Origin of the sequence: Nonomuraea sp. LPB2021202275-12-8, assembly GCF_037044575.1 — a bacterium.
GTDB lineage: Bacteria > Actinomycetota > Actinomycetes > Streptosporangiales > Streptosporangiaceae > Nonomuraea.
On sequence record NZ_JBAHWD010000060.1, the window covers coordinates 1 to 19,983 of the forward strand.

General features: G+C 68.5%; 16 protein-coding genes and 2 pseudogenes. 14 read left to right on the plus strand and 4 right to left on the minus strand.

The window, feature by feature from the left end; translation table 11 throughout:
- Positions 1-250 precede the first annotated feature (250 nt).
- The 3 genes from V5E28_RS46850 to V5E28_RS46860 all read left to right on the plus strand — a co-directional run bounded on the left by V5E28_RS46850 (position 251) and on the right by V5E28_RS46860 (position 3,627).
- The gene (locus tag V5E28_RS46850) at positions 251-943 is read left to right on the plus strand and encodes an ABC transporter permease (RefSeq protein ID WP_336216793.1); all 693 of its coding nucleotides are present in this window, start codon (positions 251-253) and stop codon (positions 941-943) included.
- On the plus strand, positions 901-1,584 hold the full coding sequence (locus tag V5E28_RS46855) for an FtsX-like permease family protein (RefSeq protein WP_336216794.1): 684 nt from the start codon (positions 901-903) through the stop codon (positions 1,582-1,584). The genes V5E28_RS46850 and V5E28_RS46855 overlap by 43 nt, the downstream gene beginning before the upstream one ends.
- Before the next feature lie 1,110 nt (positions 1,585-2,694).
- Positions 2,695-3,627 carry a tetratricopeptide repeat protein gene (locus V5E28_RS46860; protein ID WP_336216795.1) on the plus strand — a complete coding sequence of 311 codons (933 nt, stop codon included), beginning with the start codon at positions 2,695-2,697 and terminating at the stop codon, positions 3,625-3,627.
- A 754-nt stretch (positions 3,628-4,381) separates the two neighbouring features.
- Here V5E28_RS46860 and V5E28_RS46865 read toward each other — a convergent pair.
- On the minus strand, positions 4,382-5,317 hold the full coding sequence (locus V5E28_RS46865) for an NADP-dependent oxidoreductase (protein ID WP_336216796.1): 936 nt from the start codon (positions 5,315-5,317) through the stop codon (positions 4,382-4,384).
- Between the two features lie 139 nt (positions 5,318-5,456).
- Between V5E28_RS46865 and V5E28_RS46870 the strand changes: the two genes are divergently transcribed.
- The gene (locus V5E28_RS46870) at positions 5,457-6,740 is read left to right on the plus strand and encodes a LuxR C-terminal-related transcriptional regulator (RefSeq protein ID WP_336216797.1); all 1,284 of its coding nucleotides are present in this window, start codon (positions 5,457-5,459) and stop codon (positions 6,738-6,740) included.
- Here the strand turns inward: V5E28_RS46870 and V5E28_RS46875 are convergent.
- On the minus strand, positions 6,628-7,266 hold the full coding sequence (locus tag V5E28_RS46875; RefSeq protein WP_336216798.1) for a tyrosine-type recombinase/integrase: 639 nt from the start codon (positions 7,264-7,266) through the stop codon (positions 6,628-6,630). The genes V5E28_RS46870 and V5E28_RS46875 overlap by 113 nt on opposite strands.
- 266 nt (positions 7,267-7,532) lie before the next feature.
- On the opposite strand from V5E28_RS46875, the gene V5E28_RS46880 reads away from it, so the two are divergent.
- Positions 7,533-7,667, plus strand: a complete 135-nt coding sequence (locus V5E28_RS46880; protein ID WP_336216799.1) for a hypothetical protein — start codon at positions 7,533-7,535, stop codon at positions 7,665-7,667.
- 615 nt (positions 7,668-8,282) lie between these two features.
- Here V5E28_RS46880 and V5E28_RS46885 read toward each other — a convergent pair.
- Together V5E28_RS46885 and V5E28_RS46890 are read right to left on the minus strand one after the other, a co-directional pair.
- Positions 8,283-9,701 (minus strand): MFS transporter, encoded by a 1,419-nt coding sequence (locus V5E28_RS46885; RefSeq protein WP_336216800.1) that lies wholly within the window; start codon positions 9,699-9,701, stop codon positions 8,283-8,285.
- Positions 9,702-9,806: 105 nt separating this feature from the next.
- Entirely contained in the window at positions 9,807-10,727 is a 921-nt protein-coding gene (locus tag V5E28_RS46890; RefSeq protein ID WP_336216801.1) for a LysR family transcriptional regulator, read from the minus strand.
- A 111-nt stretch (positions 10,728-10,838) separates the two neighbouring features.
- Here V5E28_RS46890 and V5E28_RS46895 point away from each other — a divergent pair, with 111 nt between their 5' ends.
- The 9 genes and pseudogenes from V5E28_RS46895 to V5E28_RS46930 all read left to right on the plus strand — a co-directional run bounded on the left by V5E28_RS46895 (position 10,839) and on the right by V5E28_RS46930 (position 19,948).
- Positions 10,839-11,696, plus strand: coding sequence for an MBL fold metallo-hydrolase (locus V5E28_RS46895; protein WP_336216802.1), 858 nt, complete (start codon positions 10,839-10,841; stop codon positions 11,694-11,696).
- Positions 11,697-11,716: 20 nt separating this feature from the next.
- A complete protein-coding gene (locus V5E28_RS46900) occupies positions 11,717-12,754 on the plus strand; it encodes an aldo/keto reductase (protein WP_336216803.1) in 1,038 nt (345 codons plus the stop codon).
- Positions 12,755-12,771: 17 nt separating this feature from the next.
- Positions 12,772-14,001: an SGNH/GDSL hydrolase family protein gene (locus V5E28_RS46905; protein ID WP_336216804.1), complete on the plus strand. Its 1,230-nt coding sequence runs from the start codon at positions 12,772-12,774 to the stop codon at positions 13,999-14,001.
- Between the two features lie 169 nt (positions 14,002-14,170).
- Positions 14,171-14,977: an SDR family NAD(P)-dependent oxidoreductase gene (locus V5E28_RS46910; protein ID WP_336216805.1), complete on the plus strand. Its 807-nt coding sequence runs from the start codon at positions 14,171-14,173 to the stop codon at positions 14,975-14,977.
- Positions 14,978-15,111: 134 nt separating this feature from the next.
- A pseudogene (locus V5E28_RS49935) lies at positions 15,112-15,537 on the plus strand (MFS transporter); the annotation flags it as partial.
- A gap of 67 nt (positions 15,538-15,604) precedes the next feature.
- Positions 15,605-16,453, plus strand: a complete 849-nt coding sequence (locus V5E28_RS46915; RefSeq protein ID WP_336216806.1) for an MFS transporter — start codon at positions 15,605-15,607, stop codon at positions 16,451-16,453.
- Positions 16,454-16,838: 385 nt separating this feature from the next.
- Positions 16,839-17,330, plus strand: a complete 492-nt coding sequence (locus V5E28_RS46920; protein ID WP_336216807.1) for a hypothetical protein — start codon at positions 16,839-16,841, stop codon at positions 17,328-17,330.
- 151 nt (positions 17,331-17,481) lie between these two features.
- Positions 17,482-18,813, plus strand: a pseudogene (locus V5E28_RS46925) (ISKra4 family transposase).
- A gap of 439 nt (positions 18,814-19,252) precedes the next feature.
- Complete coding sequence (locus tag V5E28_RS46930) at positions 19,253-19,948, plus strand: hypothetical protein (protein ID WP_336216808.1); 696 nt, start codon at positions 19,253-19,255, stop codon at positions 19,946-19,948.
- Positions 19,949-19,983 lie beyond the last annotated feature (35 nt).

Here is a 19,983-nt window from a genome sequence, read left to right on the forward strand (position 1 = left end):
CGCTGGCGGAAAGCACTGAGCGGAGGCCGGGCAGTTATTCGGGGCCCCGACGTCCCACGCAGCAACACGGACAGAATTGACCCGGAAGCCGGATAGCGGTGGCGCGGCGCACCCGAGCGGGCCGGCAAGGGGTTGAGCCGAGATACGAGCAGAAGCGGCCAACGGTCGATCATGTTCGTGACCGCGGAAGTACGGCTGGCCCCGAGTCGTACGGCGGAGCTCGAACCCCCTCGACGTTGCAGCAGGCCTGATGCTCAAGCTCGCCATGCGCTCCTTCGCGCATCACCGTGCCACCGCGATCGCGACCGGCCTGGTCGCGCTCGTCGGCATGTCCCTGGTCACGGGCATGATGAGCCTCCTCGGCACCGGGCTGGCCGACAGCACCGCCGCCGCCGACCGCGCGTTCCTGGTGCCGTTCCCGCTCATCATGGGCGGCTGGACGGTCGCGATCGTGCTGTTCGCCATGGTCTCGACGATCAGCGTCGCGCTCGGCGGCCGGATCGAAGAGATGGCCGACATCCGTCTCATCGGCGCGACCCCTCACCAGGTGCAGTGGATGCTCGGCATGGAGACGGCGGCCCTCACGGCGGTCGCGGCGCCGCCGGGCCTGGCCGGCGGCTACCTCGTCGGATGGCTCGTGACGCGGAGCATCCAGTCCGCGGGGCTCACCGACCCGGCCTCGGGCTTCGCGCCCGGCGTGCTCCTGCCGGTGCTCGGCGTGCTCATCGTGCTGGCCGCGAGCGTGATCGCCGCCTGGCTCGGCAGCCGCGCCCTGGCCCGCCGCAGCCCCGTCGCCGATGCCGCTCCGCCCCCGCGCCGCCGTACGGGGCGGCGTCCGGGCAGCCGGCGCCGCATCACCGCCGCGATCATGATCTGCGCCGGTCTGGCTCATCGGCCGCGGTGCTCGCACTGGACCCCACAGACATCCTCACCACGGCGCTGACCGGTCCCGGCTGCGTTCTCGTCGCCGTCGGCCTGTGCGTGCTCGCCCCGGAGCTGATCACCTTGGTGAACCTCACACTCAGAGCCTTCGGCCGTACGCACGCCGCCGCCTCCTCCCACCTGGCCGCGATCAACCTCTCCGTCGCTCCCGACCGGGTACGCCCCACCGTCACCTTCCTCACCCTCTTCATCGGCATCGCCGCCGGAACGCTCAGCATGCAGGGCATCGAGAACTCCGTCGGCACGACCGACAGCGACGGCCAGGTCCTCGCCTCGGTCAACTACCTCGTCGTCGCCCTGATCGCGGCGTTCATGGCCATCGCCCTCACCAACAACCTCGTCGCCTCCATCACCCAGCGGCGCACCGAGTTCGCGACCATGTCCCTCATCGGCTCAACCGGGGCCCAGACGCATCGCATGCTCGTACAGGAGATGGTCGCGGCCACGGCCGTCAGCATCGTGGCCGGAAGCCTGGGCGCGTTCGCCGCCGTCCTGCCCTTCGCCATCGTCAAGACGGGCAGCGCCCTACCGGCGGCCGCGCCCCTGCCCTACGTAATCCCGGTCATCGCCGGGATCGCCGTCACCCTCGGCGTCTCACATCTCGCAGGCAGGCGCGTCATCCGCGCTGCCCTTGCCGGCTAGTGGCCTGTCTCTGAACGTTGACCCGGTAATGGATCTCGGGTGGTGGACCCGTCACGCTGGCCACCTCTACAACCCGTGGGAGGTGGCCATGGCTCCTCCACCGGAGGTGTTCGTCCGGCCCTTGTCGATCGAAGAGGGTCGCAAAACGCAGCGCATCATCCGGACCGCGAAGGACCCGGTCAAGTTGCGCCGCGCGATCGTGGTGATGATGTCCGGTCAGGGTCAGAGCGTCCCCGGACATCACCTCGTTGATGCAGGTCAGCGACGACTACGTGCGCGATGGCATCCACGCCTTCAACGAGCGGGGTTTCACGCGCTGGACCAACATGGAGCGGGGGCCGGCCACCGGCGATCAGTGAGCAGACGCGCGAGCACATCTGCCTGATCGCCCGGACGGTCCCCGCCGAATGGGGCATCACCGGCCACTCCACCTGAAGCCTGCGCACCTTGTCCGAGCACCTCTTCGCCCGGGGCGTGCTCATCACGAGCAGCCGCCAGCACCTGTCGCGGCTGCGGCTGCTGTTGGGATCGTCCTGCTCGCTGCCGTCATGGGGCTTGAGCAGCAACCGAACGATCAGTGACGTTTAGGAGCCCGGTGGGCCCGTCTTACCGTCACTGGCCGTTCTGGTGCGGGTGGGTTGCCGAGGCCCATCCGGACGGGTGCGGGCGGCGTGGTCAGGGCCTCGTCTTCGTTCACGAGGCTCTCCCTCTTTGGCGAGGTCAACCAGGGGCAGCGCCTGGTCGAGCATATTCCTGTGAGTTCACCCAGTTCAGGGGCGTCGCTGGGTGGTACAGGGGCCGGGGTGGGGGCTGGTCAGCGGAGGCTGTGAGCCACGAGCGCGGCTGCCGGGCTTGACTGGCAGGAGTCTTTGATCAAGCGGTCTGCATGCGAGCCGGTTGCCCTGCCTTCTGTCACTCTGAGTGGTCGTTCGGGGCGTAGCGGTTCCGGGTTCCGCCTGCGTCAGCGGCGACTCGGGTGGTGGTCTTGTCGTGGAAGCCGAGGGCCCTGCGATGTCCGGTGCGGGGGCTTGAGAATGAGTTGGCGGAGCGCTGCTGGTCGGGCGGCGCCAGTGAGGAATTCGGCTACGGCTCGATGGCAAACTTACGGCCATGTCCGCACAAGATCCGCATATCCACCTGCTGCAGGCCGGACGGTCGCTCGCCGAATGTGAGTTCCTGCTTAGGCAGTTCAGCGGCGAAGGGGCGGTCCCTGATCTGATCGCCCAGGCTCGCCACCATTGTGACCAGGCCGAGCAGGGACCGCACGAAAACACCGAGACCGCCGCCACCCTCGCGATCCTGCGTGCGGTGGCCTCGACCTTCGCCCTTCGGCACGTGGCGCTGTCCGACGTATGCTGCGATTTCGACGATGATGACGGAACGCTGCTCAACGGGTTGGGAAAACATGACAGCAAGGGCGTGAGCCGTCCGCTTGCCGAGGAAGCCGTCCTCACCGCAGAGGCGGCCCTTATCGCGGACCCCCACGACGCCCTCATGCCGCTCTACCTGGGCCATGCCCTCACCTGGGTGGGCAACCCGGAAGCCGCAATCGCCGCCTACCAGGAAGCCCTACGCCGCGCACCCGATGATCAATGCGCCCGTTCCGCCCTCTCCTCCCTTCATGCTCCGCCCACCAAAAGGCCTCAGAGCGAGACGCGCCACCCCCGCCACGCCTTCGCGCTACTGCGCAGCGCCTACTGGATCAACAACAACGAATGGGAGGACGCCCTCTTCCTGTTCACCTCCGTCGCTGACGTTCGCACGCACCTGGCGGCCGTCCTCGGCCCCGGCCCCAACATCGGCACCCGATCCCGCTACCTGACCGGTGAAGACCTGGACGATGAGGGTGCGGAGCTGGCCCTGCGCATTTACCGCCCCGGCTGCCCCATTACCAAGTACGACCTGAGCGCCCGTCTCCACGAGAACACCGAGCCCACGTCCATCGACTGGACCGGCGTCCCAGTGGACGAGTTGCTGGAACCGCCTCTCCCACCCGGCCGCCCCCTTCGCCTCCACTCCAGAGTCTGCTTCCACCACGACTGAACCAGAGCCTGGCATGGCGCCGGTTGTGGAAGCAGCCGCCTTCCCCTCGTGCTCTATCGGAGTTTGAACGTTCGGATGGCATCGAGGGTGAGCCCCACGATCGCGGCGGCCAGGCCGAACGCTGTGCCCAGGAGAGGGAGCGCATCGCTGACAGTGAGAGGTGATGTAGGTGAGCGCCTCCCGCCGGGCTGACTCACCCACTGGCTGACGCCAGGTCTCTAACGCGATCTGTCGGCCTTGGCGGGAGGCCTCGTCCGCATCCATCGAACGTGGCGTTGCGACCTCATAGGACCTTAACCAGAGGCGCTTTCTGTCTTGTCCGCGTTGCTAAGCCGGTACGTGCCGCCCTGCCCGTCGGTCAAGATCACAGGACGACAATGCCCTCCATTACACCCGATGACACGGCGATCTTCGAGATCGCCGGCGGAGCCAACACCCACCAGGACCCACACCGCGGCCGTGCTCGACATGGTCGGCCGGGTCCTGGGTAGCGAGCAGTTCCCCACCGGCGCAACCGGGTAGGCAGCGCTGCTGACCTGCTTCTCCAGGATCACCACGGACACGCGCTGCCGAGCGAGCAGCAAGCCCGGCCATCATCCCCCCGGGCCTTGCCACCGACCACCAGACTTCCGTCTGCCTCCTGCCTCCTGCCTCCTGCCTCCTGCCTTCTGCTTACCACGATGAACTCCTCTTCCGGATACGTGACGAGCAGCGTGGCCGGACCGGCGGGAGAATGACTGGAGCGGCGGGCGGATCAGACGGTGACGACGACCTTGCCCCGCGAGTAGCGACCCGACGCGAACTCCGCGAGGGCCTTGGGCGCGTCGTCCAGGGGATAGGTGGCCGCGACCTCGACCGAGAGGGGACCCGCGGTGACGCGCTCGGAGAGGCTCTGGAGCTGCCCCTCGCGTGCCGACATCCGTACGTACACGACGGTGATGCCGCGCTCGAAGCTCTCCGGGCCCATCAACGTGGACAACAGGCGGCCGCCGTCCTTCACCGCATCCGCCGTACCCAGCAGGGCGGGACCACGGTTGACCAGATCCAGCACGACGTCCACTCGGCCACCGGCCAGCCGCTGGGCCTCCTTCACCGGGTCGGTGGAGGTGTAGTCGATGACGTCGTGCGCGCCCAGACCACGTACGTAGTCGGCGTCGGCCGGCGCGGCCGTGGCCAGCACCCGCAGGCCCGCCTGCGCCGCCAGCTGGACCGTGAACGACCCGACGCCCCCGCTGGCCCCGATGATCAGGATCGTCTGGCCCGCCTCGGCCCGCGCCGCCTCCAGAACGCACTCGGAGGTCAGAGAGACCGACGGCAGCGCGGCGCCGCGCACCGCGTCGAGGCCTGCCGGACGCTTGGCCACATGGGGGCCCACGCTCACCTTCGTGTACTCGGCAATGGTGCCCGGGTGGAAATGGGTGTAGGCCACGACCGCGTCGCCGATCTCGTATCCGGTGGCGCCTTCGCCGACGGCCTCCACGACTCCCGCGGCGTCCATGCCCACGATGAAGGGGTGCTCGACGGGCATCATGGCGCGCATCGCGCCGGTCACCAGAGCGGCGTCCAGTGGGTTGAGCCCCGCCGCCTCCACACGCACCAGCAGCTCACCGGGGCCCGGCGAGGGGTCGGGCGCATCGGTCACGACGAGCTGGTCCAACGGGCCGTAGGACGGGGCCACAAGTGCTTTCACGGTCTGTCTCCTCTGCGGTCGGATGCAACGGGGTCCAACCTCGCACGGAGGTTCGCGTGGTGCGCCCGTCCTTCCAGACGGAATGGACTACTCGAAGGAGCAGTCCGATGACGAGAAACGCTCGTTAGGGTGGGCAGCCATGGAAGCTGGTGACTGGTCGGACCCGCGGCAGGTGCTCGGTGCCGCGATTTCCGTACTCGAAATTCCACCGGAGGACACCTCGGAGCAGTTGTCCGCGATTCTTTCCGAACCGCTGCCGCACAGAGCGCTGGCCATCCTCACAGGCGACTGCTCCCGCTCGCCGATGCGCAAGGTCGGCGAGCGCGGCGTCGCCGACCGGATCTCCAGTGCCGAACTCGGCCGGCTGGCGGGCACGGTGGACATCGGTGTGCCGCGCTTCGAGACCGCTTTGGTCGGCGGGGAGAAACGCCCCGTACTGACCGTGGCCTCCGCGCCGCACGGGACCTCCGGTGCGTTGCTGACCATTGTCGTGACCGACGGCATCGAGCCGGCCCCACACACCCAGCAGGTGGTGCAGCAGCTGTGGGACCTCATCTCCCTCCGGCTGTCGGCGTACGCGGCACAAGCTCATCCCGTCCCACTGGCCGGGAACCGGATGGCGGCCCAGGAAAGGGCCCGCGTCATCAGCGAGTTGACGGACGCCCACACGGCCGCGCTGTCCGCGCTGCTGGGCGCGCTGCGCTCACGTACGCTCGACGACGGAGCCGCCCGGCGCGCGGCCACGGACATCGCGGTCTCCGCCCTCCTCGAGCTGCGCGCGGCCGGTGATCTCGACCGGTCCCTCACCGAGGAGACCGCGCACGAGGCGTTCACCCGCCTCGAAGACCGCCTCGCCCCGCTCACCAGGTACAGCGAGGTGGCCCTCGAACTCGTCCCCCCGGAGCCGAGCCGACGGCTGCTTCCCAGCGATATCGCGCATGCCGCGCGCGCTGTCGTACGGGGCGGTGTACTCCTGATGCTGGAGCAGGACGGGATCGGCCGGATCCGTGTCCAGTGGGAACTCACCGATGCCGGGCTGCGCGTCTCGCTCCGGGACGACGGGCCCGGTGCACTCGCGGCGGACGCGCTCACCATGCACCGGCTCGCGGACCGGGCGGCCTCGCTCGGCGGTGAACTGTCCCTGGACGCGGTGCCGGGCTGGGGCACGCACATCTTCGTCGAACTGCCGCTCAGCGTCCAGGAAACGCCGTCGGCCGACGCCCTGCAGAGCCTGAACCCGCGCGAGCTGCAGGTACTGGAGCGGATCACCAAAGGACTCCGCAACCGGAGTATCGCCGAAGAGCTGCAGATCAGCGAGCACACCGTGAAGTATCACGTCCGCAACATCCTGGAGAAGCTAAAGGCCGGTTCGCGCGGCGAGGCCGCCGCCCTCGCCCGCGGGGCGCAGCGCCCCCTGGTGTGACCCGGAGCGACGGCTCCAGGGCGCCGTCTGCGGCCCCGCTGATGAGTTCGGTGGCGTGGGCGTGGCGAAGCTGGTGGATGTCGATCTCCACTTTGACGGCGGCGCAGTGGCTCTGCCGGCGGTGGTGGGCGGCGTCGTAGGACAGGAGCCCGCCCTGGCCGTTGATGGAGGCGCGGAACAGCGGCCCGGCGGTGTAGCCGGCGCGGGCCAGGTAGAGCTTGAGCAGGGCGACGTAACCGCGGTCGTCCAGCAGGACGGTGCGCACGCTGCCGCCCTTACCGTGGATGCGGACGTGTTCGTCGTCCAGGCGCAGATCCAGGTCTTCGACATACAGGCCGCAGACTTCGAAGGCGCGGGCGCCGCACACGTAGGCGGTCTCGAACAGCACCCGGTCGCGCAGCCGGTCCGGCGGCGCCTCCTTGCGCGGCCGCCGCGAGCAAATCACCGCGAAGACCTTGGCCACGTCGCCGGCCGCCGCCGGGCGGGGCAGGTTCTTGGGCACCTTGACGGTGTCGATGCGGTCCATCGGGTTGGCGTCCAGGAGGTCGTGACGGACGGCCCACGTGGTGAAGGAAGCGACGGCGGCGCGCTTGCGCTTGCGGCTGGCCGGCGACAGCTCGGCGAGCTCAGCCAGGAACGCGCGGACCGGCGCGTGCGGACAACGTGCCGATCTCCTCCCCGTGGTGGGCGGCGAAGGCGATCAGATCGCCGCGGTAGGCGCGCCGAGTGTGCGCGGAGGCCCGGCGTTGACCAGATCGGTGAGGAAGTCGTCCAGGCACGCAGCCGCTCCAGATGACGGCTGATCTTCGCGCTCACCTCGGGCGAGCGCACCCCGCGCACCGCGAGATCGAGGTAGCGCTCGATCCACACCCCGAGATCGTCATCGGCCGGGTCGAGTCCTCCGGACAGGCCGACGACCTTTCGTGAAGTGATTTTGCGGCGATCCTGTCCCTCGGCCGAGACGGCCGAGCTTGGGCGTCTGCGCGATCATGCCCCAGGTTACTTCACGGAAGGGTCATTTCCTGAAGTGAATTGGCGCGGCGAGAATCCCTGCTTCCAAGCGAACGGCGAGCCGACTTGCCGCCCCGCGCCACACGGAGGTGCACTTCCCGCCGACCGGGCCGATATCGCGGTCGCCGTGCACGGCTTCGTTTCGCTGACACCACCGCCCGGGCCCACACCACCTACCTGGAGCACGAGCACCGGATGATGGCCGACGGCCTGGCCGAACTGGGCCGCCCGGCCCCGGCCACCTCCGTCAGCTCGTCCTGCAGACCCCGCGCCCGTGGTCGCCCGCATGCTCGGCTACGACGGAGACACCACAACCCGACTCGCCACCGCGGCTAGAAGCCCATGGAGCCGCTACGCCCAGGCCATCACGAACAGTAACCCCTCTAAGGAGATCAGGCAGGAACACAGATCACTCGATCATTGGCCCCTGCCAGTGTGGCACCCGAACAGGTGGCTCACGTCGCCGATCGTCTTGACGACCGCGCGGACTGTTCGGATACATCCTCATCTCGCATCGCCCTTGCTGGCGAATCAGGGCGACGTACGAGGGCCAGCGGGACGGCGCAGGAAGAGCCAGGCCAGCACGGCGCCGGCCAGTACGAGTGTCGCGTTGACCAGGATCGCGGCACTGACCCCTTCCAGTACGGTGCCGCTCCCTGCCATCCCGGCGGTGGTGACCGCGCTCATGATGGGGATGCCCATGGTGATGCCGACCTGCTGGGTCATGGTGGCGAGGCCGGTGGCGAGGCCTTGCTCATTGTCGGGCAGTCCTGAGGTCGCCGCGACCATGAATCCGACGATGGCCAGCATGTTGCCGATGCCGCCGATGAAGGTCGCGATCAGGAGCAGGGCGAGGGAGCCGCGGTCGTCGCCCAGCAGGAACAGGGACGCGGTGGCGGCGGCCTGGATGGTGAACCCGGTGGTGAGGACTGTCCTGATGCTGGTCCTGGCCAGGATTCTGGGCGCCATGACGCCGCCGACGACCGTGCCCAGGCCGAGTACGCCGAAGGCCAGCCCGGTGGCCAGCGCCGAGTAGCCGAGCACGTTCTGCAGGTAGAGGGTCAGCAGGAAGACCAGTGAGGTCTCGGTGAGGAAAGCGATGAGTCCGGCCACGTTCCCCCAGCTCACGGTGGGCCGCTTGAGGACGGGGAGCGGCACCAGGGGTGCGCCGGCCCGCTTCTCCGCGAACCAGAACGCCACCAGCAATACCACTGCGACCGCCAGTGACCCGAGCGTCGTCGGGTCGCTCCAGCCGTGTTCGGCGGCGTTGGTGAGGCCGAAGACCAGCGCGAGGAGACCGCCGGTGACGGTCACGGCGCCCGGCAGATCCATCCGGGTGCGGCGGGCGGGCCGGCTCTCGCTGATCAGATGGGGAGCCGCCACGAGGACGGCCACGGCGACGGGAACGTTGACGAGGAACGCCCAGCGCCAGCTCAGCAGGTCGGTCAGCAGGCCGCCGAGGATCGCTCCCGTGGTGAAACCCGCCGACATGAGCGCGCCGTTGAGCCCGAGCGCCCGCTGACGCAGCGGCCCCTCGGAGAAGGAGGTGGTCAGCAGCGCCAGCCCGGCGGGGGTGACCATGGCGGTCGCGAGCCCTTGGGCGACCCGCGCCACCAGCAGCATCTCCGGGTTGATCGCCAGTCCCCCGACCAGCGAGGACAGGCCGAGCAGCGCCATTCCCGCCAGGAACAGCCGGCGCCGGCCGAACAGATCGGCGACGCGGCCGAACAATAGGGTGAAACCGGCCGCGCACAGCGCGAACGCGGTCGCGATCCACTGGAGGTTGGCCAGCTTGAATCCCAGCCCTTCGCCGATCACCGGCAGGGCCACATTGAGGATGGAGAAGTCGATGGCCAGCATGAACTGGGAACCGAGCAGGAGCACGAGGATGAGCTTCTGCCGTCCGGTCATCGCCGGCTCGGTAGGAGCTCGCTCCTGGAGCATGGTCATGGTCAGCCTTCCTGTTTTTCGGACCCCCTAAAAGTCGGCCCACCTGCGTGGCCGGAACAAGGCTGAACGCCGGAAGGATCGATCAGCCACGGTTATCGACAGGGCTCAGAGGGCGTCGAGGACCCGGTTGGGCCCGCCGAGACCCCTGGTGAACTCATGGGCGATCTGCGCGAAAGCCCGCACCTTGGCCGTCTCGCGGGCACTCGGCCACACGAGCGCGTATTCGATGGGCGGGGCGTCACGGAAGGGAACGAAGGCGAGGCCGGGCTGCATGTAGTAGCGCGCACCCGCGGCGGAGACCGGGGAGACGCCCTTGCCCGCGAGCACGAGCGAGAGCGTGTCCTCCCAGTGGAGGATGGCCTGGCCCTGCGGAATGGGCCTGCCCGTGGGCGTCTGGCGCGGGAAGTGATGCTCTCGCCAGTGGTCCGGGACGGTTCCGCCAACGGTCAGCAGGGTCATCTCGGCCAGGTCCTCCAGGCCGATCGATGCGTGGCGGGCGAAGGAGTGACCGGCGGGCAGGAGCAGCGCCCGGAGCTGGGAGATCAGGACCGGGCCGACTGTCAGGTCGGGCTCGTCGATGGGCAACTCGGTGACTTGGAGGTCGACGCCGCCGGTGCGCAGTGAGCCGTAGGGATCGGACATCGGCACCTGCTGGATTTGCAGCTCGACGCCGGGATTGCGGGCCGAGAAGACATCGGCGGCCTTGAGGATGAGGCTGCTGGTGAACACGCCGGAGAAGCCGACGCGCAGCAAGCCCGTGATGCCGCGCCCCGCCGCCGTCGCCCTGGCGATCTCCTCCTGGATGCGCCGATGGGCCGGCTCGATCCCGTCCCGCAGTTGCTGCCCGATGGCGGTCAGGGCCACTCGGCGGCTGTTGCGTTCGAACAGCTTGACGCCGATGCGACGCTCCAGCTTGGCGACTGTCTGGCTGACCCGGCTCTGCGACACTCCTGCCCGCTCCGCCGTACGCCCGAAGTGCAGCTCCTCGGCCAGGGTCAGGAAGATCTCGATCTCGTGCCGCTCCATGCCTCCACCTCGAACGATGAGTTCTGCGAATGAATCATGTCATATGTCGTTCTTGTTGATACACGTCCTTTTCGTCACGGTGAGACAGCGAACACCGACCGAGGAGGCAACATGATCAACAGGCGGCTGCGCAGGCCGTCGGGGGTCCGCTCGCTTCGGCTTGGCGAGCTGAAGATCAGTTACGTACCCGACGGCGTGGTGCTGCTCAAGCCGCGCGGCTGGCTGCCCGCGGCCACCGAGCGCGACTGGGTGGAGTACGCCGACCATCTCAACGACACCGGCCACCTGGTGGCCGGCATCGGTGCGCTCCTGATCGAGTACGGCAGGCAGGCGCTCCTCATCGACGCGGGGTTCGGTCCGCGCGCCGTACCGGAGAATCCCGATCACCCGCTGATCGGGGCCGTCCACGGGGGCGCCCTGCTGGACAACCTAGACAGGCTCGGGCGCGCGCCCGGCGAGATCCAGGCGGTGGCATTCACCCATCTGCACGCCGACCACCTCGGCTGGGCCTGCGTCAACCCGCCGGTGTTCACCGGCGCCGCCTTCCTGGTGGTCGAGCAGGAGTGGGCGCACCGCCATCTCGCCGACCAGCACGGCGTCACAGACAGGATGCTCACCGTGCTCACGCCACGGCTGCGGCTCGTACCTGACGCGGAGGAAATCTTCCCTGGCGTGCGGGTACGACTCGCCCCCGGCCACACGGCGGGGCACGCCGCGTTCATCATCAGTTCGGGAGGACGGCGGCTGCTCGCGTTCGGCGACGCGCTGCACTCTCCTCTCCAGGTTCGCCACCCGGAGTGGTCGGCGGGCCCCGATCACGATCCTGTTCTCTCGGCCCGCCAGCGCCACTGGCTGCTGGCCGAGCTCCAGCGGCCGGACACTCTCGGCTTCGGCGTGCACTTCGCCGACGTGGTGTTCGGGCGTGTTGAGCAGGACGCCGACGGTGCCGCCTGGCAACCGCAACCGTGAAACACAGAAAGAGCCATTACATGGAATACCGACGACTGGGCGCATCCGGCCTCAAGGTCCCCGCGCTGAGCTTCGGCGCCGGCACCTTCGCCGGCCGAGGCGAGCTGTTCGGCGCGTGGGGCGACACCGATGTTCGGCAGGCCCGCCGCCTGGTGGACATCTGCCTGGAGGCCGGCGTCACCCTGTTCGACAGCGCCGACGTCTATTCGGACGGCGCGTCGGAAGAGGTGCTGGGAGCGGCGATCAAGGGACGTCGCGACGATGTGCTGCTGTCCACCAAGGCAGGCTTGCCGATGGGTGAGGGGCCCGGCGACGCCGGGACGTCCCGCACCCGGCTGATCAAGGCGGTCGAGGACGCACTGCGCCGTCTCGGCACCGATCGCATCGACCTGTTCCAGTTGCACGCGTTCGACGCGGGCACGCCTGTCGAAGAGGTGCTGTCCGCCCTCGACGATCTCGTACGCTCCGGCAAGCTGCGCTACGTAGGCGTCTCCAACTTCTCCGGCTGGCAGCTCATGAAGTCGCTGGCAGTCGCGGAGCGCTACGGCCACCCGCGTTACGTCGCACACCAGGTCTACTACTCGCTCGTGGGCCGAGATTATGAGTGGGAGCTGATGCCTCTCGGCTTGGACCAGGGCGTCGGCGCGCTCGTGTGGAGCCCGCTCGGCTGGGGCAGGCTCACCGGCAAGATCCGCCGGGGCCGGCCGTTGCCTGCTCAGAGCCGCCTGCACCAGACCGCCTCATACGGTCCGCCGGTGGAGGACGAGCACCTGTTCGCCGTGGTCGATGTGCTCGGCGAAATCGCGGATGAGACAGGCAAGACCGTCCCGCAGATCGCACTCAACTGGCTGCTCGGCCGGCCTACCGTCTCGTCGGTCATCATCGGCGCCCGCGACGAGGAGCAGCTTCGCGACAATCTCGGCGCGATCGGCTGGGCTCTCGCCCCCGAACAGGTGGCCCGGCTCGACGCGGCGAGCCTTCGGCCCGCCCCGTACCCCTACTACCCCTACCGGCGGCAAGAGGGCTTCGCCCGGCTCAACCCGCCCATCGCCGGCTGACATCAAGGAGACATGACATGAAACGTCTTTTCGCCGCCCTGGCACTATCTCTGACGGTGGTCGCCGTCCCCAGCGCGGCCACCGCCGCAGACCGTACGTCTTGGATGGGTTCCTGGTCCGCCGCACCCCAGCGGCCGAGCACCGGGTTCGCCCCCAACTGGTCACAGGAGGGATTCGGCGGGCACACCCTGCGGCAGGTGGTCCGCCTCACCGCCGCGGGCACGAAGCTCCGCATCCGGCTGTCCAACCAGTACGGCTCCGCCCCGTTGAAGATCGCCGGAGCCACCATCGCCAGGACCGGCAAGGGCGCCAGTCTGCAAGCGGGATCGGTGCGGCCGTTGAGGTTCGGCGGCGCCCGGTCGGCGACGATCGCGCCGGGCAGTCAGCTCGTCAGCGACGTGGCCCGGCTCCGGGTAGGGCCGCTGGAATCGGTGACGATCACGCTGCGTCTTTCTGAACGGACCGGGCCTGCCACCTTCCACGCGCAGGGATACGCGACCACCTACCGCGCCGGCGGCGATCACCTCGATGACCTCGGTGCCGCGGCGTTCACCGACAAGACCCAGAGCTGGTATTACCTCACCGATGTCGAGGTCTCCGGTGGCGGCACACCTCGCAGGCAGGCAGTCGTGACTCTGGGGGATTCGATCACCGACGGCTTCGGCTCCACCCCGGACGCCGACAACCGCTACCCGGACGAACTGGCCGAGCACCTGCGCGACGCGGGCCGGCCCCGAGCGGTGCTCAACGCCGGGATCGGCGGCAACCGCCTGCTCAACGACTCGGCCTGGTATGGCGGACCGGCCCTGGCCCGGCTCCAGCGGGACGTGCTGTCCAAGCCGGGGGTCGGCACGCTGATCGTCCTGCAGGGCATCAACGACATCGGCTTCGCCGACTGGACCGATCCCACGGCCGCGCCCAATCCCCGGGTTTCGGCCCAGCAGCTCATCACCGCGCACCGCGAGATCATCCGGCGTGCGCACGCCAAGGGCATCAAGGTCATCGGCGCGACGCTGCTGCCGTACAAGGACTCTCAGTACTTCACCGCGCAGGGCGAACAGACCCGCGACGCGCTCAATCAGTGGATCCGGACCTCGCGCGCCTACGATGCCGTGCTCGACTTCGACCGGCACCTGGCCGCTCCGGGCGACGCCGACCAGCTCAACCCGATCTACGACAGCGGCGATCACCTGCACCCGAACGACCAGGGCTATCGGGTTATGGCCGAGGCCGTCGACCTGCCATAACGCGCAGGCGGGCTGGTCCTGCTCCACGCCGTCCCGGGGTGAGCGCAGCAGGAACTCCGGCCTGAACATCCCACAAATGGGTCAAAAGTTTCATTAACCCAAGATCTGTGCTACCTTGCACTAACGGGACTTTCGTCCCGTTAACTGATTAGAGTCGAAGGATACGATCATGGATTTGCAGCTGTCCGACCGCATCGCCCTCGTCACCGGCGCATCCAAGGGGATGGGCTTGGCGATCACCCGTACGCTGCTGCAGGAGGGGGCACGAGTGGTCGCCGTCTCGCGCCGCAGCAGTCCCGAACTCGACGGGCTGTCCGGCCCGAATCTCGTCCATGCAGCGATCGACCTCACCGACCCGGAAGGTCCCGGCCAAGCAGTCGCCCGTGCCGCCGAGGTGTTCGGCGGGCTGGACATCCTGGTCAACAACGCGGGCGGCCCGCCGCCCGGCACGCAGTTGCCCCGCTTCGGGTTCCTGACGCCGACCGACGAGGACTGGCGGGCGATGTTCGAGTTCAACCTGTTCTCGGCCGTCCGCGCGATCAGGGCGGCGATCCCGCTCATGCTCGAGAGAGGCGGCGGCGTGATCGTCAACATCTCCTCAGGGAACGCACGGCGACCGGCCCCGATGAACGTCGACTACAACGCGGCCAAGGCCGGGCTCAACACCCTCACCAAGGCGCTGTCGGAGGAGTACGGCCCCCAGGGCATCCGCGTCAACACCGTCTCCCCCGGCCCTGTCCGCACCGCCTGGTGGACCGAAGCAGGCGGCGCGGCCGACATCATCGCCGCCCAGGCGGGGGCTGACAGGGACGCCGTCATCGACAAGATCGCGCCGGAGATGATGAACCTCACCACCGGCCGCCTCGTCGAGCCGCAGGAGGTCGCGGACGTGGTGGCGCTGCTGGTCTCGCCGCGCTCGGCCAGCACGACCGGCGCCGAGTTCGCCGTGGACTCCGGCTTCCTCAAGGAACTCTGATCCCCGGATGGGACCCCCACCCCGGGGGTCCCATCGCCGTCGCCGACCCCTGGACCAACGTGACCGCCCTCGTCCCTCCAGGCCTGACACAGCGCGGGCCGACCCTCACAGCCGGCCGCCGGAGACGTCTGATCGTGCTCCTGGCGCTGGCGCCCTTCCTCGCCAACGCCGACGCCGGAATCGTCGCGCTGGCGCAGCCCGACCTTCAGCGCGACCTGGCCATGACCGTGACCGGAGTGCACTGGGTGACCAACGTCTACGTGCTGCTCCTCGGCGGACTGCAGATTCCCGGAGGCAGGATCGTGGACATCGTCGGCGCCAGACGGCTGTTCCTCGGCTCTCTCGTCGTGTTCGCCCTGGCGGCCGCCGCCTGCGGCGCCGCATCCTCGGGCGGCATGCTGATCACGGCGCGAGCCGTTCAGGCAGGAGCCGCGGCGGTGCTGGTCCCCGCCGCGATGGCCATGGTGATGACCACCGTCACAACGCCCGCCGAGCGAGCCAGATCGCTGACCCTCTGGGCCACGATCGGGGGCGCGGGCTCGGTGTCCGGTGTGCTACTCGGCGGACTCGTCGTCGACCACCTCGACTGGCGCTGGGCCTTCTACCTCAACCTCCCCATCATCGCGGTTGCGCTGCTGGCCGCCCCCCAGGCTCCTGTCCGCCGACTGCGCGACCAGGGCAGGCGGCATCGACCTGCCCGGCACCCTGACCCTGATCGCCGGACTGTTCACGCTCGTGCACACCCTGGTCAACATCCCCGAACGCGGCTGGAACCAGACCACCTATCTCGCGTTGACCGCGACGCTCCTGCTTGGCGCGTTGTTCCTGATCACCCAGGCCCGCTCCCGGCACCCGCTGTTCCCGATGACCGTCCTGCGCGACCGCGGACTGGTCGCAGGCACCCTCGGCGTGTTGTTCGTCTCAGCGGCCACCGCTCCCGTCGTCTTCATCGGCAGCCTGTACCTCCAGCAGGTCCTCGCATTCAGTCCCCAGACTGCTGGGCTCGCGCTGTTGCCCATGGTGGGTGCGGTCCTGCTGCTCGGCCGCACCTGCCGCCGCCTGCTCACCCGGTACGGCCCGCGCCCGCCGTACCTCGTCGGGTGTGCCCTCATCGCCACCGGCCTTCTCCTGCTCAGCGGCATCGCCCCCGGGACCGGCTACCTCACCGACCTACTCCCGGGCACCGTGCTCATCGGAGCCGGCCTGCCGTTCATCTGGATCACCTGTGAGGCCACGGCGCTGGCCTCGATACTCAGAAAGAGCCTGGGGATCGCGGCGGGCATCGTCCAGTCCGCAGGGCAGATCGGCGCAGCCATGGGACTGGCCGTGGCGGTGACAATCTGCACCGCACACAGTGCGCGCTCCGGGCTCGCGGCCACGATGCCGTCAATCTTCGTGACCGCCGCGATAATGATGATCCCGGCGTTGGTGAACTCCCTGCGCGGCTTCCGCCACGGATCGGCCTCCTCCTCCTGAACATGTCCTCAGCCGCCAACTAGCGACGCGGTCCTGTTCTCGGAAGTGCTGAGCTGGGGTTTCGCCTCTCAGCCATGCATGTTCCCGGAAGCCGTGGTCGTCTCCGCTTCCGAGAACACGATCTTTCTGGACGTCCAATAACTTGCGCAGATCGGCTCAACCTGGGGCTGGGGGCCGCGTTCGGGAGGAGGACGCCGCATCCGGATGTTCCGGCGGAAGCATTATTTCGATCTCGATCCTACGGCTGCAAGGGTGGGAATTCTGGTCGGGTGTAGCTCTTCCTCAGTGAGTGTCTGAGCCGGGCTTTCGTAGTCGTGACTGTTTAGAAGAGGAACCGCCTTCTACTGTGAGTGCAGAGTGTGAGGCGGTGGTGACAGTGGGCTCGTTGCTGGAAGAGCTGGCACGGCGTGAGGCCATGACCCGGCAGCGGATCGAGGAGATCGGCGAGCAGATCACCGCGCTGACGTCACGACTGGAGGACGAGCAGGACCGGTTGTCACGGCTGACGATCACACGGGAGACCGTCGAGGAGATCCTGGGCGAAGCGGCCGGGCTGGTCCGTGAATCCGCGGAAACGGCCGAGATCGCCGGCGGGGGCGTCGATGCGACCGGCGCGGCACCGATACGGCCGCCGGCAATTGGTGTGGTGACGGTGCCGCCGTGGCAGCCGGGCATGAAGGCGGCGATGTTGCCGCGCGCATATCGGGACGCGGTGGAGATCATGGCCGATGCCGGCCGGGCGATGCGGGCCGGGCAGATCGCGGTGGCGATGGGGCTGCCGGATGAGGCCGCCAAGCGGGAAGGGCTGCGCTCGAAGCTGAAGCGCTGGCAGAACGCGGCTGGGCGCGGGAAGAAGGGCCGGGGTTGTTCATGGTGACCAAACCGGTGGCCCGCGAGATGGCCCAGCAGGATGGCGCAGCGTCACGGGACGCAATCGCGTCGTCACCGGGCGGGTGATTGTGGCAGGGCTCTCCCGCCGTCAGGTTCGAAGGAGCCAACCAAATCGTCCCCGCCGAAAGAAGAGCCCTATGCAGGCACCGTACGACACCGGCCTGGCCGCTGACGTCTTTGCGGAGGCGAAGAACACCTTCAACTGGCTCATCGGACAGCTCGCCGACACGGCGTCCGGCATGCTGATCCATGACCGGCTGGAGGAGACGCTCGTAGAGCAGGGCCGCGAACTGCAGCGCCAGCTGCTGCAGGCGCACCTCGATCTGCGGGCGCTACGCGAGCGGCAGCAGGCGCACCACGCTCGCCAAACCCGCCAGCACGCAACGGCTCCAGGGGTGATCGGGTGCGACGGCGTGCCGCGGCCACGGCTGGAGACGGGGCATCGCCGTCTGCTGGCCACGGTGGTCGGGACGGTGACGGTCACCCGGTGCGCCTGGCGCGCCCCAGGGGTGCGCAACGTCTATCCGGCCGACGCCGCCTTGTCGCTGCCGGCGGTGCGGCACTCGGCCGGGCTGGCCAAGCTGGCGGTCATCGAGACGGCGCGCGGCTCGTTCGACGCCGCGCACGCGGCGCTCGTCCCGGCTGGCGGCGGGAGAGAAGGCGGCCCGCAAACGGATGGCGACCCTGGGCGTGGTCTACGACGCCGAGCCGCGCCCCGCCGGCCGCACGATGTGATCGCCGTCCCCGGCGGCGGCCGGGCCGGACGGCGCCTGCCCCGGGCCAAGCCACGCGCGATGCGCAAGTGGCTGTGCGGCTCGGTCGTCGCCGGCCCCGCCGCGGTGATCGCCAGGGTCTTCGACCACGCCGAAGCCCGTGATCCCGGCCATGTCCGTCCCTGGGTCGTGCTCGTCGACGGAGCCCGCCACCAGCTCGATCTGATCACCTACGAGGCCGCCCGCCGCGGTGTCGGCGTCCACATCGTCATCGACTTCGTTCACGTGCTGGAGAAGTTGTGGGCTGCCGCCTGGAGCGTGCAACCTCCCGCGGCGCCGGCCGCCGAGGACTGGGTTGCCGGTCACGCTCTGGCTCTGCTGGCTGGGCACGCCCGCCAGGTCATCACCGCGCTGTCCGGGCAGGCCGCCACCACGTCCGCCCACCGCCGCGAGGGCATCGACGCGTGTATCCGCTACCTCACCAACAACCTTGAGTATCTGCGCTACGACCAGGCGCTGGAGGCGGGATGGCCGATCGCGACCGGCGTGATCGAAGGCGCCTGCCGCCATTTGATCGCAGACAGGTTCGACCTCGCCGGGGCACGCTGGGGCCTGGCCGGAGTCGAAGCCGTCCTGAAACTCCGTGCCCTGATCGCCAACGGTCATCTCGATGAATACTGGCGTTTCCACCTCGCCCGGCAACACGAACGTGTCCACCAGAGCGGCTACCAGGACGGGTACTCCCTCACGGCTTGATCGGTTCAGTCACTGAGGAAGAGCTACACCCAAACAAGTTTCTGAGATCTTCCTCGAAGATCGTTATCAAGGATCCAGACGCCCTCTAAAGAAGGGGAGGGTTCTGCGACCGGGCCCACGCGAAGAGGTCGGCACGCGCCGCGCTCGGGAACCGGGCGTCGCTGTCCGCCAAGCTCTTGATGAGATCCCGAGCGCGGGATTCGGTCATGATCTGAGCCCGGTGAGCGTTGACACGAGCTGAAGAGCGCGGTGTACGCGATACCCCCACGCCCAGGCCAGCACGCGCGGAATGATGCGGGGTGCGGCTCGGTGCTTTGTCACTCTTGGTCGGCAGGCACAGCTGTCTGAGGGGGTTCTGCGCGGCCGGTTTCTTGATCGTCCGAACAGGCCGCCGAGCGGCTGGAAGGATGCTGGGGACACGTTGACCCGAAGACCGGCGGTGGCTGTGCAGGAAGACTATCTCGCCCGATGCGGACGGGCGATCGATGAGCTCAAGGACAGTGACTTCATTCACGTGGAGAAGGCTGAGCTTCGATTGACCACTTTCGATGTGCTCAGAGACCCCGACTGGGTGTTCGGAGACATCGCCGAGCGAACTGGGCTGACCTTAGGGCCTCGCATTCGCGAGTACTTCTTCGCGGCCGACCGAGTGCAAGTGTTCTGGTACAGCAGGAGCGAGCCTGATCTGAGAGGTGAGTTCTGCCTCAATCACTTGCACTGGGCGCTGCTGAGGGGCGAGGTGCCGCAGGACGCTTTCGGAGCGATCAGCAGGGACCCCGTGAAGATGAAGGTGCTTGGTCAGCTTCGCTTTCTGGACCAGGAGCCGATGGCCGGAACGGCCCGGCTCACCGCACTGCGCGTCACACCCGGCGGGGACGACCCGCAGGTGTGGCTCTACGACATGAACCACGAACGCCTCGAGCTGCTCGACCTCGACTACGCGAGCTACCTGGAGAACCTACTGATCACCAAGGGTGCCTACCAGTGGCAGTATCTCTTCGCCGAGGTCGATTTCAAGGAGCTGGAGTTCCACGACACCGCGCGGCACCTGTCCGAAGTGCTGCGCGTGTTTCCGGAGATGTTTCTGGGCCATGACTATGCGCCTTTGCAAGAGCGATTGGAGGCGCGGCTCTGAACGCGTGAGGGCGCGGAGCTTGAGGACAGCTTCGG

Bases quoted from the DNA above. Each gene is read 5' to 3' on its own strand.
- V5E28_RS46850 (WP_336216793.1), top strand. From the start codon at position 251: ATGCTCAAGCTCGCCATGCGCTCCTTCGCGCATCACCGTGCCACCGCG.
- V5E28_RS46860 (WP_336216795.1), top strand. From the start codon at position 2,695: ATGTCCGCACAAGATCCGCATATCCACCTGCTGCAGGCCGGACGGTCG.
- V5E28_RS46870 (WP_336216797.1), top strand. From the start codon at position 5,457: ATGGAAGCTGGTGACTGGTCGGACCCGCGGCAGGTGCTCGGTGCCGCG.
- V5E28_RS46875 (WP_336216798.1), bottom strand. From the start codon at position 7,266: ATGGACCGCATCGACACCGTCAAGGTGCCCAAGAACCTGCCCCGCCCG.
- V5E28_RS46880 (WP_336216799.1), top strand. From the start codon at position 7,533: ATGACGGCTGATCTTCGCGCTCACCTCGGGCGAGCGCACCCCGCGCAC.
- V5E28_RS46885 (WP_336216800.1), bottom strand. From the start codon at position 9,701: ATGACCATGCTCCAGGAGCGAGCTCCTACCGAGCCGGCGATGACCGGA.
- V5E28_RS46890 (WP_336216801.1), bottom strand. From the start codon at position 10,727: ATGGAGCGGCACGAGATCGAGATCTTCCTGACCCTGGCCGAGGAGCTG.
- V5E28_RS46895 (WP_336216802.1), top strand. From the start codon at position 10,839: ATGATCAACAGGCGGCTGCGCAGGCCGTCGGGGGTCCGCTCGCTTCGG.
- V5E28_RS46900 (WP_336216803.1), top strand. From the start codon at position 11,717: ATGGAATACCGACGACTGGGCGCATCCGGCCTCAAGGTCCCCGCGCTG.
- V5E28_RS46905 (WP_336216804.1), top strand. From the start codon at position 12,772: ATGAAACGTCTTTTCGCCGCCCTGGCACTATCTCTGACGGTGGTCGCC.
- V5E28_RS46910 (WP_336216805.1), top strand. From the start codon at position 14,171: ATGGATTTGCAGCTGTCCGACCGCATCGCCCTCGTCACCGGCGCATCC.